This is a genomic window from Planctomycetia bacterium (assembly GCA_015200345.1).
In the GTDB taxonomy this organism is placed as follows: Bacteria; Planctomycetota; Phycisphaerae; order UBA1845; family UTPLA1; genus PLA3.
The window spans coordinates 2,224,015-2,239,186 of record CP054187.1 but is presented as its reverse complement, the minus strand read 5'-3'; the positions used below and the strand labels follow the sequence as shown (position 1 = coordinate 2,239,186).

General features: G+C 63.5%; 8 protein-coding genes. 2 read left to right on the top strand and 6 right to left on the bottom strand.

All coding sequences use genetic code 11. From position 1 onward, the window contains the following. Window positions 1-35 precede the first annotated feature (35 nt). The 5 genes from HRU71_09185 to HRU71_09165 all read right to left on the bottom strand — a co-directional run bounded on the left by HRU71_09185 (window position 36) and on the right by HRU71_09165 (window position 10,948). Window positions 36-2,561, bottom strand: coding sequence for a polysaccharide biosynthesis tyrosine autokinase (locus HRU71_09185; GenBank protein ID QOJ03651.1), 2,526 nt, complete (start codon window positions 2,559-2,561; stop codon window positions 36-38). Between the two features lie 170 nt (window positions 2,562-2,731). Beyond that, a complete protein-coding gene (locus tag HRU71_09180) occupies window positions 2,732-7,336 on the bottom strand; it encodes a tetratricopeptide repeat protein (protein QOJ03650.1) in 4,605 nt (1,534 codons plus the stop codon). A 112-nt stretch (window positions 7,337-7,448) separates the two neighbouring features. Then, on the bottom strand, window positions 7,449-8,195 hold the full coding sequence (locus HRU71_09175) for an exosortase-associated EpsI family protein (GenBank protein QOJ03649.1): 747 nt from the start codon (window positions 8,193-8,195) through the stop codon (window positions 7,449-7,451). Next, on the bottom strand, window positions 8,192-9,184 hold the full coding sequence (locus tag HRU71_09170; GenBank protein ID QOJ03648.1) for an exosortase/archaeosortase family protein: 993 nt from the start codon (window positions 9,182-9,184) through the stop codon (window positions 8,192-8,194). Before HRU71_09170 ends, HRU71_09175 begins: the two co-directional genes overlap by 4 nt. Window positions 9,185-9,256: 72 nt before the next feature. Continuing rightward, window positions 9,257-10,948 carry an SLBB domain-containing protein gene (locus tag HRU71_09165; protein ID QOJ03647.1) on the bottom strand — a complete coding sequence of 564 codons (1,692 nt, stop codon included), beginning with the start codon at window positions 10,946-10,948 and terminating at the stop codon, window positions 9,257-9,259. Window positions 10,949-11,413: 465 nt separating this feature from the next. On the opposite strand from HRU71_09165, the gene HRU71_09160 reads away from it, so the two are divergent. Together HRU71_09160 and HRU71_09155 are read left to right on the top strand one after the other, a co-directional pair. After that, window positions 11,414-12,112: an acetyltransferase gene (locus HRU71_09160; protein QOJ03646.1), complete on the top strand. Its 699-nt coding sequence runs from the start codon at window positions 11,414-11,416 to the stop codon at window positions 12,110-12,112. 113 nt (window positions 12,113-12,225) lie between these two features. Next, a complete protein-coding gene (locus HRU71_09155; GenBank protein QOJ03645.1) occupies window positions 12,226-13,251 on the top strand; it encodes a site-specific DNA-methyltransferase in 1,026 nt (341 codons plus the stop codon). A gap of 78 nt (window positions 13,252-13,329) precedes the next feature. Here the strand turns inward: HRU71_09155 and HRU71_09150 are convergent, their stop codons facing one another. Next, window positions 13,330-15,171, bottom strand: coding sequence for a hypothetical protein (locus tag HRU71_09150; GenBank protein ID QOJ03644.1), 1,842 nt, complete (start codon window positions 15,169-15,171; stop codon window positions 13,330-13,332). Window position 15,172 lies beyond the last annotated feature (1 nt).

The window sequence follows — 15,172 nt, the reverse complement described above, 5'->3', positions numbered from 1 at the left end:
CGGCGCAAACGACCGCTTGAATCGCGAGGGATAGTCTATCGCGCGGGGTTCGGCTCGTCGCCGGGTTTGTCTTCATCGCCCGGCTCATCGAGCGATAGGCCGAGTTCTGAATCGCCGGAAAGGTTCGCGCCGCTTTCAAGGTCCGCGCCGAGGCTGGCGATCTCCCGGTCCAGTGCGTCGCTGCCGGTCGCAGCCGTTGCGTCCTCGCCGAGACCCAGTTCGGAATCCGCCGTAGCCTGCTGCGCGATGGAAACGCCGCCTTCGCCGGCCTCCATGCCAAGCGACGCCGCGGAGTCCTCCCCCGGCACTTGTGTTGCTGCGGCGACCGCGCCGGCGGCGTCCAGCTTGGGGCGATCCGCGGCGTCTTCGTCCGGCTCGCTGTACTGGTAGAACTCGCGGTAGTTCTTTCGGAAGTAGCCGCCGGCCCGCGATTCGACGCGATTGAGCACGGCACCGTAGATGTTCGCGTTCACGGCATCCAATTGCGACTGCGAGCGTTGCAGCGCGCCGCGCGATGTGGCACGATACTGACACACCAGAATGACGCCGTCGACCGCGCCCGACAGCACGATCGCATCGCTGACCAGCAACACCGGCGGGCCGTCCAAAATGATCTGGTCGTACCGCGCTCGCGCTTCCAGCAACATGTCGCGCAGATAGCTGCTTCCGAGCAACTCCGCGGGGTTCGGCGGGATCGGCCCGGCACTGACGAGATCCAGGCCGGGAACCGACGAGGCCGTCACATAATCGTCCAAGTGCCCCTGGCCGATCAGGATGTTGCTTAAGCCGTCGGCACGCATGCCGGAAAAGATGCGCGGCAGGCCTGCGCGGCGGAAATTCGCATCGATCAAGAGCACGCGGCGCCCGGTTAACGCAATGGCAATCGCAAGATTCGAAGCGACCGTCGTTTTTCCGTTGCCGCCGCTCGGACTGGTCACCAGGATCGTGCTCTGCTGCTCGGCCGGCGCGCTGAAGAACAGGTTGGCTCGAAGATTCTTGAACGCCTCCGCCACGATCGAATGGGGGGCGTCGAGCACGGCCGTCTCGGGCCGCTCGATTTCGATTTCGTCGTCTTCGGTCGTCGGGATGGTGCCCAGAACCGGGATCTGCTGGCGCAGCACGTCGCGCGGAGTGCGCACGGACTTATCCGTCATGTCCAGCAGGAACGCCAGGCCGATGCTTGCGGCCAGCCCGAGAATGCAGCCGGCAGGAATGACCAGCTCAAACTTCGGGGCCGACATGCGTTTCGGCGTGCGCGCCTCCTGGCGGATTTCGATGCGGACGGTCTTGCGCTGATTGGCGGCCAGCTCAAGCTGGTTTTTGCGCTCGGTCAACTGCTTGACCTGCGCATCTTCCAGCTTCGCCTTTTCTTCTATCCGTTCGTAATCGTTGAGCTTGGCTTCCCGATCCTTCTGGGCATCCATGGCTTCCTTCTTGGTCTGCCGGATGCTCATCAACTGGTCGCGCGCTTCCAGTGCCATGCGGCGGACCATTTCCAATTGCTGCGTCTTGAACCGCAGTGCCTTGGTATTCGTCTCGCTGATCAGGCGCTCGACGGCCGCCGCCCGGTTTGCCTCCAAATCCTTGATCGTCCGATGATTCGCGCCGTAGCGCTCGCGCGCGGAGGCCAGAATCTGGTCCAGCTCCTGGACGCGCGCCTCCAACTGGATCAGGCTCGCGTCAGCGTCCAGCAGCGCCTGGATATCTTCCGTGATGGGAAGATCCTCCGCCCGCGCGCCCCGCAGCGCGTCGTACTGCGCTTCGCGCTGGGTGGTCTCCATTTCCAGTTCGGTCTCCAGCGCGGTCAAGGTCATGACGCGCTCGTCAACCTCCTGGCCGCTCCGCGCCGAGAACTCCTGCGACCGCCGGAATTCCTCCTTCTGGCGAATCAGGGCCTCGTATCGCTTCTGTGCCGCCTGAAGCTCTTTATCAATGGAGTCCGCCTGCTCCTTCATCGAGCCGCGCTGCAACTCGTGGATCGTCGACTCATACCGGCGCACGACCGCGTTCACGATCTCCTTGACGTCTTCGGCGTTGCGCCACGATGCCGTCACCTGGATGTAGTTGGTGTCGCGAATCGGCGTGGACGTGAGGATGTCGCGCAGCAGCTCAACTTCGTCGTCCCCCTTGCGTGCCGCCTTCTCCTGCGCCTCGCGCCACCACTGGGTCGCGCGCAGCTTGGGATCCTCGATCGCCTTGATCAGGACCGTCGCGCTGGTGACCAGCATCGCCTGATCCTGGAGCATGCGGGTCACCACGTCCTCCTGGATGTGTGATTCGCGCGCCAGCGGCCGGGTGATGTCGATGGGGTCAATCGATTCCACCCAGATCAGGGCTTCCGCACGATAGGTCGGATAGTACTTCGCCCACAGGATCGTCCCGCCGATGGTTGCACCGATCGAGAGCACCCAGAGAATGATGATCATCACAAGGCGCTGGCGAATGATTCGCCAGGCATCGGCTCCGGTCAGACCGGAGCCGCCCGGCGCGCTCGGGCGAGCGGGGGCCATTGGAGCGGAGCGGCCACCATAAATCGGATTGGCGGCGGTGAGCGTGGTCATGATGACGCCCTCATCAGATTGACATCGGCATTTGACGCAATTCAGTGCCGTTCAAATAGCGAACGGCTCGCGCTTTGAAAATCACCCCCCGAGGTCCGGCAGCTTTTGCGCCCCCCATGCAAGGTGGCTGCGCTTTTTGCGCCGCCCCATCGGCAGGTACCCTGGAACATCTACGAACCGGTCCCACCCTCCAGTTCGCGCAATTCCGCCTCGACCTCCTTGGCAAAGGTGTCGCTGCGCTGGTTTTCGATGGCCTTCCTGGCGGACTTCAGCCGGGCAATCGCCTCTTCGCGCTCACCCAGCCGCTTGTGAATGACGCCCAAATGGTATTGGGCCGCGATGTTGTCGCGATCGATCTCCAAAGCGCGGAGCAAGGTGCCGGCCGCCTCCCGCAACCGCCCCATCTCGGCCTGAATCCAACCCAGGGTATCCAGAACATTGGCGTTTGACCGTCGATGCAGGCGGTTGGCTTGTTCCGCATAGGGCAGCGCCTCGGCCGGTTTCTTCATCCGGTCCGCAAGCAGGTACGCCAGGTTGTTCAGCGCGGTCGGCTCGTTCGAATCGATCTTCAGCGCTTCTTCGTATTTCGTTTTGGCTTCGTCGTACCGCTTGAGTTGCTCCAGCAGCATGCCGGCGCCGACCAGGGCGAAGAGCTTGTCCTCGTTTCGAACCGCCTGCTTGTAAATGCGGTCACACAGGGCGATCGCCTCGTCGGGCTTCTGGTCCGCGTGAAGCATGTGAACCAGTGCCTTCTGTTTGTCGATGTTCTCGGGGCTGGCCTCGGCTTGTGCTCGCACGCGCTTCAACGTTTCATCCTTGCCGAGGGCACCGATCATTTCGTTGACCACCTTGCTATACACGATGAAGTCCTGACCCGCCGCCGACATCGCCTGGTCAAACTTTTCCAGGCACCGCTCACGCTGTCCCACCCGGCTGTAGGCCCAGCCCACCATTGCCAACTCCGGCGGCATGGACATCAGCAGCCGCGTTGACAACTTCGAATCCGCGTATGAAATAATCGCCTGGGGATTGTCGGCATGCTTGCATACGCGGAACAGCGCGCTCACCGTCTCGGCGCGGTATCGTGACAGCTCCGCCGCCTGCTCATAGGCCTTCGCCGCCTTCCTCGCGCCTTCCCGGATCTCTTCGGGGGACTTGCCAGCGGCTTCGCGCTCTGCCACGCGGCCCAGCAGCATCGGCCACTGGTACTCTTTGGGCTGCTCGCGCATCACCGTTAGCAGTAGATTCTCTGCTTCCTGGAAGCGCGGCGGGCGCATCGTGCAGTAGGCGTCCACCAGCGCCTGGATCGCCAGCTCGTTGCCCGGATCATCCGAAAGAATGGATTTCAGTTCGGTGATGGCCGCGGCCCCCTGGTCCATCTCCAGCAACACGTTCGCCAGCATGATCCGATGCTGGTAGAAGAACTCCCGCGGGCTGTAAGCCTTGGCCTTTAGCAGGTCGTCCATCGCGGGCTGCCATCGACCCTGAAGCATGTTGAGTTGCCCGCGCTGCCACAGCGCGGTCGCGTTGTCCGGTTGTTTCTCCAGCAGCCGATCAAACGCCTCTTTGGCCTTCTGAATGTCGCCGCCGATGCGATGGTACGCGCCCAGGTAAATCAAGCCCTGCGCTTCGTTGGGGTACTGCTTTACATAGTCGTCAATGTTGACCTTGGCCTCGTCGAGATCGCCCATGGCAAGATACAGCGCACAGAGCCGGCCTCGTGTTTCCTGCAAGACGCGCGCATCGTCCTTGGCCACATCACACAGACGCTTGTAATACTCGGCTGCCTCCTTGTGCCGATTGGTCCGCGCGTAGAACTCGCCGCATGCGTTCAAAATCGGCGGCGAAGGATCCCACTCCACCGCGAATCGGAAATGGCGGTCCGCCGTCGCGAACTGCTTCTGGGACTCGCAAAATTGACCCAGCGCCACGGAGATCTTCGCTTGCAGCGGCCGGTCGCCCTCCGCATTGCGGAGCAGCCCGACCAGCAGCGCGTCGCCTTCGGCGGGGCGATTCACGTCCTCCCGGCCCAGAAACGCCGCGAACTCCCTCGCCAGCGACAGATCGTTCTTGGACACTTCCAGCGCCTCGCGATAGACCTCGGTCGCTTTGTCAAACTGCGCCACCTTCGGGCTGGCGTACAATCGCGCCAGCAGCACCAGGTTCTCCAGGTTCCTGGGGTCTTCCTTGCGAACGCGCTCGCGGGAGGCAATTCCCTGTTCGGGATTGTCCCGCTCTTTCATGATCTGAACCTGGCGCTTGACCCACGGCTCGTCCTGCATCACACGCGACGCCGCCTCGAGATACTTCTCGGCGGTTTTTTCATCGCCCTCGCGCAGGGCCAACTCCGCCATGGCCCGGTTCGCAAATCCGTTGGTCGGGTTCACTTCCAGCGCGCGGGCCAGGGCCGTTCGCGCTTCGGACCGATTCCCCATCGCGATATACGCCTCTGCCAGGAAGGTCCAGCCCATGCTGTTGCTGGGGAATGCCGCCAAGCCGGCGCGCATCAACTCCACCGCCTTCTCTGTCTCGCCGCGCGCCAGCGCCAGGCGGCCCTGCGCAATGCGACCGCCCGAGCCGTCAAGATTGAGCTCGCCGTCTTTCAACACGTACTTGTTGGCGCGGTCCCAGTCCTCGGCGAGAACGGCCGCGCGGAACTGGCGATCGATGACGCCGGGATTATTGGGCTGTATCGCCTCGGCCGCATCGAGCCGCTTCATCGCGTCGGCCCACTTCTGCCGTGACAGGTAAAAATCCGCCAGCATCGTCTCGCGCGTGAGCGCGTCCTTTTCGCCCTCGATAAACGCGATCATCTCCGCGTCGCGCGTCGCCTCGTCCGAGGTGGAAAGGGCGATTTTCATCCCCTGAAACACACGCAGGTCCGGGTTCGCCCGGACCAGTTCGTCCACCAATTTCCGCGCGTCGGCCTCGCGCTCCGTGTCGCGATACATCTGCACCAGCATCCGCGCCGCGCTCACATCGGGCGGACTGGTCTTCAGGATCTCCTTCAGCTTGTCCTCCGCGTCCTTGTAACGCTTGGCGGTGATCAACAACTGCGCCTCGCGCAGCTTGCTCTCCGGCCCCACATCCGTCAGCTTTTTGTTCTCTTCCTCCGCCAATGCGATTTGATTCAACTGGCGATACGCCTCCACGCGCAATTGCGTCGCGAATTGAGACGTCTCCAGGGCGGTTCGCACCGAATCCGGCTTGGTGACTTTCAAATACTGTATCGCGGTCGTCGCGTCGTTCATGGCCAGATGCGCCTGGGCCAGCCGGATATAGATCAACGGCATGTCGCGCCGCGTGGCCAACGCCCGCTCCAGCGACTTGCGGGCGTTGCCCCATTGCTGCTGCCGAAAATACAAATCCGCCAACAGCAACTGAAGCTGCAAATCCTGGGCAGCCCCCAGAAGCCGGTCGGCCGCTTCCGCCTCGGCCGTTGCACGCACATAATCGCCACGCGCATTGAGGAGGGCCGCTGTCAGGGTGCGCACCACGAGCGATTGGGGGTCTTCTTCGGCCTTGAGCTTGTTGATCCATTCCTCCGCGGCCGCCAGCGCCGCTTTGCGATCGGCCTCGCTCGCGCCAGGCAATTGGCTCTTGTCAAGCTCCTGGGTGGTCAACTCGCGGAAATACAACGCGCGGTAAAAGTTGTCCATCTGCTTCTTAAAGGCCTTGGCCCGCGGCACGTTGGCGAGGCCGTCCTGAAAGACTTTTGCCTCGGCCTCCATCATGGCCATTCGCTTGGCGGGATCCTGCTCGGTGGACCGCTTCATCTGAAGGATCTGTCCCAGCATCAGATACGGGCGACCGTCCCTGGGAAACCGCTCCATCGCGGCGCGGATGGCCCGCTCGGCGCCCTCCACATCGCGCGGCAGGTTCGCGCCCGAAATCCCGAGCTTCAGATTGGCCAGCGTCAGGGCCGCGTCACAACTCACCGTGTCCGTTGACGCGAGCTGTTCGAGCAACGACAAGCCTTCCGCAAGCCGCGCGTCATCCCGCATCCCCGGCAGCGTGGCGGTCAGCGTCTTGTACAGCCCCTCCATCCGCTTCAGGGCGCTGTAGTCCTTCGTCGATTTGTCCGTGACGGCGGCCAGACTCTGCGAAATGATCGCATCCCCCTCCTGCACCAGCCGCCGGCTCTCCTCGCGGTCCCGTTCCGTCACCTTCGCCAGCGTTGAGCCGATCTCGCCGATGACCAGCGCCTCCACCACCGACGCGTTGCCGGGGTCGATCTTCCAGGCCTCACGCAACGCGGTTCGCGCCTGTTCCGCCATCCGCTCGTCGTCGCCGCGAAGATTCCCCAGCGCGATGCCGTAGGCCGCCTTGCCGGCCGGGCTTTGCGCGTTGATCTCCAGAAGCTTTTCCGCCTCCTCCTTGACCCGCGTCCAGGACATCGTCCCGCCGACCATCTTGGCGACTTCCATCTCAAGCTCGACGCTCATCTCCAGGGCCGACTTGAGCATCGGGTCCTTTTTCCGCGCCTCGCTGATGAGTTGGCGCACTTCCTGAAGAAGGCCCATCTCCTCGTAACAGCGGGCCGCCATGATCAGATACTCGGGGTTCTTCTGCGGATCGCGCTGAAACGCCCGGACAAAGGTCTGCGCGGCGCGGTCCAGTTCGCCCTTCTCCTGGAGTTCCTTCGCCTGCGATTCATACACCTTCGGGTCGTGCCCGGGCAGGCTGCGCAGCAGGGCAAAACCCGCCAGGCCCACCAGCAGCATCCCAAACAACGCCAACCCCCCGATCAAATTGCGATTCAGCTTCTTCGCCATGGTGTTTCAACGCCTTCCTGATTGCGGGCCGATTGCCGCGGCGGCACGCTGCGCCGCGCAAAACGATCCCGTCATCCGAATTCCGTTCTCGACACGTCCTTGTCCGTGGAAATCAACTGGACGCCGCGCCGCTCCCTGGCGCGGCCATGCCGCCGCGTTCGGAACCGGGCGGCGGCCAATGCGATTTGAACAACTCCGTCAACGCGCGGTCAAACACCTCCGCGGCCTGTTCATCAAACCGGGTCGGGTTGTCCACGCCGCTGCCGTCCAGCGAAATCTCCACCTTGGAATAGTACAGGTGGGACTCCGTCGGGTTCGCCATTTTCAGGCGAACCAATTGGCGATCGCCGTAGAACGCGCCGTTAACGCAAATAGTGTAATAGACATACGCACGCTGGCCAAGCTGCCGCGGCGTGTTGAAGCTCAACCGACGAACCTGCACCTCCCGCCCGAGGCGGGGCAGCTTCAGCGTCAGCGTGGTGTCCGATTCCTGGGTCATCCCCCCTTGAAACATGCATTCCTCTGGAACGTGCGGCACCTGGTCCTGAACCCCCGTGTAATACGTCACCGAAAAATGAATCGGTTTGGCGTCACGCGGGCCGGTCTCCTGAAGCACCCAGTTGATGTATTCCTGTGTCCCGAGATTTTCAACGATCTCCGCCGACAGACGATCTTCCCGCATCACTCGATACGGCATCATCGCGTCGCGGTTCATGTCCACCAGCGGCTTGCGAATGGGAAGCGGCTTTTTCAGCAACTGAAGCGCCCCGCGCGCCGTTTGAATCTGAACGTATGCCGCCGTTCCGCCGAGCGTCAGCACCGCCAGACCAAAGTACAACTGATTACGGATCGTTGTCATGCTGCTTCCGCCTGCGCCGTGGAGGCCTCTTCGTCCGAGACGAACAAGTGATCGAGCACCCACAGCAGCAAGGCATAAATGCCGAATCCCACGCCGAACATCAGAAATCCCAGCAGCGAGTGCGGCGTGCCGGAAGCCAGATCACCCCGCTCGTACATCTGGAACGACCCCGTAATGATGACGCGCAACACATTGCAGAACAACGCGACCGGAACCGTCACCGCCGCCATGAACAACCGCTGCCACGTCGGTCGCGGCGCGAAATAGGCCGTCGCCAGCCCCAGCGCCACAAACGCCATCAGAGACCGCATGCCACTGCACGCGCCGGCCACCGTGAACGTCCCCTGGTGGCCGCTGTCCATGAAAAACCAGATATTGATTCCGTTGCGCTCCACTTCGGCCCCGGGAAACAAATTTAAGACAGCCGTCGCTACAGCCGCCGCGCCTTGTTGCAGCGGCTGCGTGAACGCGCGATAGAGCCGGTCCGGCGGCGGAATGGTCAGCACGAGAAACGCGATTGGAAACAGCGATACATAAAAGGTGCGCCAGCCACACAACAGCAGGACCAGCCCGGCAATCACCGATACGATCGAAAGCGACTGGGGATAGCCGATCTTGGCGTAGATGCTCCAGAGGAAGACGCCCAGCGAGCCGGCGATCAGCACCCAGCCCCAGATCGAACCGCGATGCTCCGCCTCCATCAGCTCGCGCTTCTTCGTATTCAGGATATAAAGCGCAAAAAACGGCAGCAGAAATCCGTGAGACCAGTCGGGCTCTTTCCACAGCGTGTACAGGCGGACCAGATGCGCCCAGTAAAGCCAGGCCATGAGCGCCGCAAGCACGGCGATTTTGATTATGCCCGATCCGCCAAGATACGCCGCCCAACTCGGCAGCGCATCCGCGGGACGCCGCCTCGATGCAACGCCTGCGGAGACCGCTGCGGCCGGCGAAGGGCTGCCTTTGTGGGCTGGCGCGTTGTCGACACTCATGCCTGCTCGACCTTCCGGAGGGGAACGCCAACCACGGCGCTTGGCAAGCCGGGCCGCACGCACGCACGCTCATCAGTTCGTCGGCAGGCCGCGTATTTGGGCTTCCTGCAACCGACGCTGCCTGACTTGTTCCCGCGCGCCGAAGCTGTCCGCATCCGCGAAGTTGCGATCATACACGAAGCCGAACCCATACGTAAATCGAAACGCATTCCGCAACACCGCCAGGAAGACGGCGGCGGGTGACGATCCGACGTTCACCAGATCATTGGGCTTCAGGTACAGGTCCGGCGCTTCGCCCGCGTAGATCGCGTCCAAATTCACCTGGATAATCTGCTCCTCGTCCTGGCTCACCCGGCGAACCAGATCGACCCGTGACGGCCACGCCAACGCGCCAAATCCACCCGCGCTGGCGATCGCCTCTTTCAGCGTCGGCCGGCGGCCGTTCATCGCGTACGCCCCCGGACGCACCACGTTCCCTTGAACGTAGTACTCGCCCACGGCGCCAGGCGGAATCTGGATGACGTCGAACGGACGTATCACGATGTTGTAACGAGTATCTCCCTCCATCAGCTCTTTCGCAGGTATCTCGATGATCCGCGTTCGATCTTCTCCGCTCGTCGCGAAAACGCCCTGGGGCGTCGCAGGAGGCCCGGCAGGCTGGGAGCCCGACGGCGATTCTGATTCTGGAACCCGCCCCGCCGGTGCACCCTCAATCACCCACCCACCCCGCGCCGGATCCCATGTAATGGACGGCTGGGACGTTCCGGTCCGACCTTCGAGAATCTCCATTTCATCCACGGTCTTTCCCGTCGTGGCCGGCTCATTCAGTGGCATCGAGGCGGGTAACGATGCCGGCGTTGAAGTCGGCTCTTCGCTCGCCAGACCAGGCAAATCCGAGCTGGGCGTCGGCTCGGAGGGAAGCCCATCACCCTGTGATGACGGTGGTTCACTGGCTGACGAAGTCGGCACATCCTGATTCTCCGGCGCGCTGCTTGCGTTTGGCTGCTTGAAGGGCAAGCCGCCACCGGTTCGGCCTACGTCGGACAGATGGTAGGCCATCTGGCCGGTCGCTCCGGGAGCACCCGCGCCGGCGGCGCCGGCTTCGTCGGGACCCGGCTCGCCTTTTCGAAAAACGTAAACTTTCTCGATCTGCGGGCTGATGCCTCCGGCCTCCGCGATCGCCTGAAGCAGACGATAATCCGGCCGAGGCAGGACGAATGTGCCGGGTCGCTGAACCGACCCCAGAATCGAGTATTGCAGGCTGCGCACGTCCAGAAGGGTGACTTGCACGTCGGCGTCGGCAAGGATGTCTTGTTCTTTGAGGTAGCGCTTAATTTCCAGCTCCAGCTCGCGCGGCGTGAAACCGATCAACCGGATCCGGCCAATTCCCGGAATGGTCTCGTAACCGGAATTGCCCACGCGAACCTGTGTCTCCGACGCCTGGCCCGCCGCCATCAACTCGAAAATTGTAATGTTCACGCCGTCCCCGGGTGCGATGCGCGTCTCTTCAAAGCGCGCGACGTGATCATCTGGCGTCGGCTCCTCGGTATTCGGGATGCCCATCGGCTCTTCAAGAATGCTGATGACGCTGCGCACTTCGTTCCGCTTCTCGCCGCGAAACTGGCCCACCTGCGCCGGATCCAAAAACCCGTTCAGCAGCCAGTTGCCGGATTCGCCCGCGGGGCTGCACGCCGACCCGGCCGCCAGGATGCCCGCGAGGCATGTCACAATTCCGACACCCCGCAGCCCTCGACCAACAGCCATGCCCGTCTTCGTGCCCGTTGCGTGGATCGTCCGAGTTTGCCCTATCACAGCGGTTCTCCTGCCCATGTTTCTGGGTCCCGCGATTCTGCGCATCGCTTCGACCGCTTTTATCGTCACCGCCGCACCCCGATAAAAGCTATTTCACCGCCTCGGCTCCAAAAACCTGCTCGCTCGAGCCACCTGCGCAATCCCGCTCCATGCTGTGCAATTCCTGCCGCTTCGCCCGATAAGCTCGCGCTTTCATGCCGTGCCAGTTCGGTTTCTACTCTCCGTGCTCGTATCAACCTCTTCCCGCGTTTTTTTCTCGAACCTTCCCCGCATAAACCCCCACGAGGTCGGCACTTTTTACGCCGCCAAGCCCCGAACGGTTCAGCGGCACGCAGTCCCTCACCGATACCCCTTGAGAGGCCGTCAGTTCGGCATCATTCCGCAGCGCGGCTGCTGGCCGACTTACTGGAGCACACCATGGAACTCGTCATCTTCGGCGCGGGCGGACACGGACGAGTCGTGCTCGATATTCTCCAGCAGGCCAAACAGCACAAACCCGTCGGTTTCATCGACAGCAATCTCAAGCTCCGCGGCCGCCGGGTCGACGGCCTGCCCGTTCTCGGGGATCTCGACGCCCTGCCCGATCTGCACGCGCGCGGAATCCGTGCCGCGGTTGTCGCCATTGGCGACAACGGCGTCCGCCGCGCCATGGCGGAAGCGCTTCACGAAAACGGCTTCGAAGTACTCTCGGCGGTTCATCCATCCGCGCAGCTCGCCGGCAACGCTTCCATCGGCCGCGGCGTCGTCATCGCCGCCGGCGCGCTGGTCTGTGCGCACTGCCAGATCGGTGACTACACGATTCTGAATACCGGGTGCATCGTCGATCACGAGTCGATGATCGGCACGGCCGTTCACATCTGCCCCGGTGTGCGCCTCGCGGGCCACGTTACCGTCGAGAGCGGCGCGTTCATCGGAATCGGCGCGACGGTGGTGCAGAACGTTCGCGTCGGGTTCGAGTCGGTCGTCGGCGCGGGGGCGGTGGTCACGCGCGACGTGGCGCCGATGACAACCGTCGTCGGCGTGCCGGCGCGATCCATCAAGGATGCGCCCAACGCCGAGGAGTTCGCCTCGCAGATGGGCCGTCCCCAACAAATCACAGCGACGATTCCGGTTTGACGAATTCGACGCAATCAAGGCTCGGGCCAAGTTCGGCGCGGGCTTTCTTTTCGCGCGCGCGGTTGCTACGATGGACTGGTCTGGAGGAACGCGGCGGTGATTCGCGCTGCGGCATGGACGCCATGAAACGCCCGCCCAAGCTCAACGCCATTCACAACATTGACTGCCTCGACGGCCTCGCCGCCCTGCCCGAAGGCTCCGTCGATCTCGCCTTCGCCGATCCGCCCTTCAACATCGGTTATGACTACGACGTGTACGACGACCGCCGCGCGGCGGATGAGTACGTCGCGTGGTGTCAGAAGTGGATCGCGGGCGTGCGCCGCGTGCTCAAGCCTGATGGCGCGTTCTGGCTGGCCATTGGCGACGAGTACGCCGCCGAACTGAAAGTGCTCGCCACGCGCGAGATCGGTTTCCACCTGCGAAGCTGGGTCATCTGGTTCTATACCTTCGGCGTTCACTGCACACACAAGTTCACGCGCAGCCACGCGCATCTGTTCTACTTCACCAAGGACGCCAAAGCGTTCACCTTCAACGCCGACGAAGTGCGCGTACCCTCCGCCAGACAACTGGTCTATGCCGACAAGCGGGCCGATTCGCGAGGCCGCCTGCCAGACGATACCTGGATGATTCCGCCGACACCGCTACCCGCTGATGTACCAACCTCCGATGGTTTCGTCCTTCGCCCGCAGGATATTCCCGACCGCTTTCCACCCGGCAGCGACGTGTGGTATTTCTCCCGCGTCGCCGGCACGTTCAACGAACGCCGCGGCTGGCACGGCTGCCAGATGCCCGAGCAACTGCTCGGCCGCATCATCCGCGCCTGTTCGCGCGAGGGCGAAACGGTGCTCGACCCCTTCGGCGGCAGCGGCACGACGCTGGCGGTGGCGAAGAAACTGGGTCGTCGCTTCATCGGCTTCGAGCTGTCAAAGGACTATGCCGCGAACATCGACGAGCGTCTTAAATCAATCAGGCCTGGTGACCCGCTCACCGGCCCGGCCGATCCCCTGACCACCGCGCCGACGACGCGCAGGGGTCGCGTGATAAGCGAATCCCCGAACAAGAGCGACGCCCCGGCGCATCAGAAGCGGCGGCGCGGAACAAAGAGCCGCGGGCTTCAGCCCGCGCGGCTGTTCGAATAGATTCGGTACGTGCCGAGCGGCGCGCGGCGCTCCCTCACGATCGCGGCTCGAATTGCGCATCGGTCCGCACGGCGGACCCTACGGCGACGCGGATTGCGGCGCGCTGGGCGACCAGCGCCGCGGCGGGCCGGCCGGCTCACTCCACCAGAAACGGTACTTTTCGCTGTCGAGCGGTTCGCGGAAGCGAATCTCAACGGCTTGAACTTCGCCGTCGCGCACAGCCACCACCCGCGCTTCGTATTCGCCCGCGCCGAGGACATCGCCCAATTGCCGCGAGCGGCCGCGCGGCGTGCCCATCCTGCCGAGATACGTCGTCAGCAGCGGCGTGTTTGTCGCCTCGATGCGCAGCGTAAAGCCATCCACGCGCGTCACTTTCGGATCGCCCACGTCGCACAACACCGCCACGCGGCCTGGGCCGATCACGCGATGGAAGCGATCCTGCATGAAGAGCGGTTCGACCATCCGGCGCGCGTTCAGCACGATGATCCACGGTTGATTCTGCCGCGCCGGCTCCGCCGGACCGCTCGAGGCTCGGTCGCTGTTCAGCGCATCCGCCATGACGCGCAGGTTGCGCTGCGCCTCCCACTCGGTGAACGGCGCGGCTGCGATGTTCACCGCGCCGGTCAGCAATTGCAGCCCGATGAACAACACCAGCGGCGTGCGAAGCAATCGACTGTCCCGCACAGGTTGTGCATCGCCGTCACCGACCAACAGCTCGCTCGATGCTTGCATGCTCGCGGCGCTGCCGTTCTGCTTAACGGTGCCGTGACGGCCCGTGAGCCACACTGCCGACAGATACGCCAGACCGATCGACGGCAGGATCATCACGCGATCATCCGGCGGCGTGCAGGCAAGAATCGGCAGGAACATCACAGGCCACACTGCCATCACGCCGACACCTGGCACGCGCCGCCATCGCCGCAGAAACAGCGCCGCCACCACGAGCAGCGCGGCGAGATCGAACCACATCAGCGGCGTCAGCCATCGCCGGCCGCCCTCGATGATCTCCAGCAGGAACGGATTGAGCGGCACGAGCCACGTCCCCAGCAGCAGCACGGCGCGCGACGGCAGCGCCGCGAGGTATTCGCGCGAATGCCGCAGCGGGTCCATCATGGCGAGCGTGTTCGAGCCATAGCCCCCGCGCGTGTAATACGCCAGCCAGGTGATTCCGATCGCGAGCATCAGCGCCGTTGCGATCCGCGTTCGGCGTGTCAATTCGGACGAAGCGCCGGTGCGCCGGCGGAGCGTGAGCCACCACAGCGCGGGGGCGATCGTCACCGGGAGCATCGCTTCCTTCGCGCCAAGGCCAATCAGCAGGAGCACCGCCGCGCCAACGAGCCGCCCCGCGCCGCCGCGCCGCACGAATTCGCCTGTCAGCGTCAGCACGCCGCCCGCCGCGACGAGCGCGATCAAATCACAATGTGCCGAGATGAACACCACGGGAATCACGTGGCTCGCCGCCAGGGCGAACACCAGCGCCGCCCACCGCGCCACGCGCTCATCACCCGACACCAGCCGAAACACACGCAGCATCAACACGACGCCGATCGCATACAGTGCCACACCAACAGCACGAAACCCCATTGCCCGTTCACCGAACAGGCGGTACTCACCATACAACACCCACGACGCCGTTGGGCGCAGGTGGCGGTACTTCAGATCGTCGGCCATCCACCAGGGGTAGAGGCCGGCTTCGCGCTCGACGGCGTTTCGCGCGTCGCCGGCGAGAAAGTCGTACACCATCGGCGAGTCGCGCTGGCCATCGCGATAGTCGCGCAGCACGCGCAACATGCGATGGTCATCGAGCATGAAATCGGTGAAGAGTGACGGCGCGTAGAAAACAACCACCACCGCAACGAGGGCAAGGCCCGGCCGTGGCGTGCGTTCGTACCACGCGGCGAAGCGGTTGCGTCGGGGCATT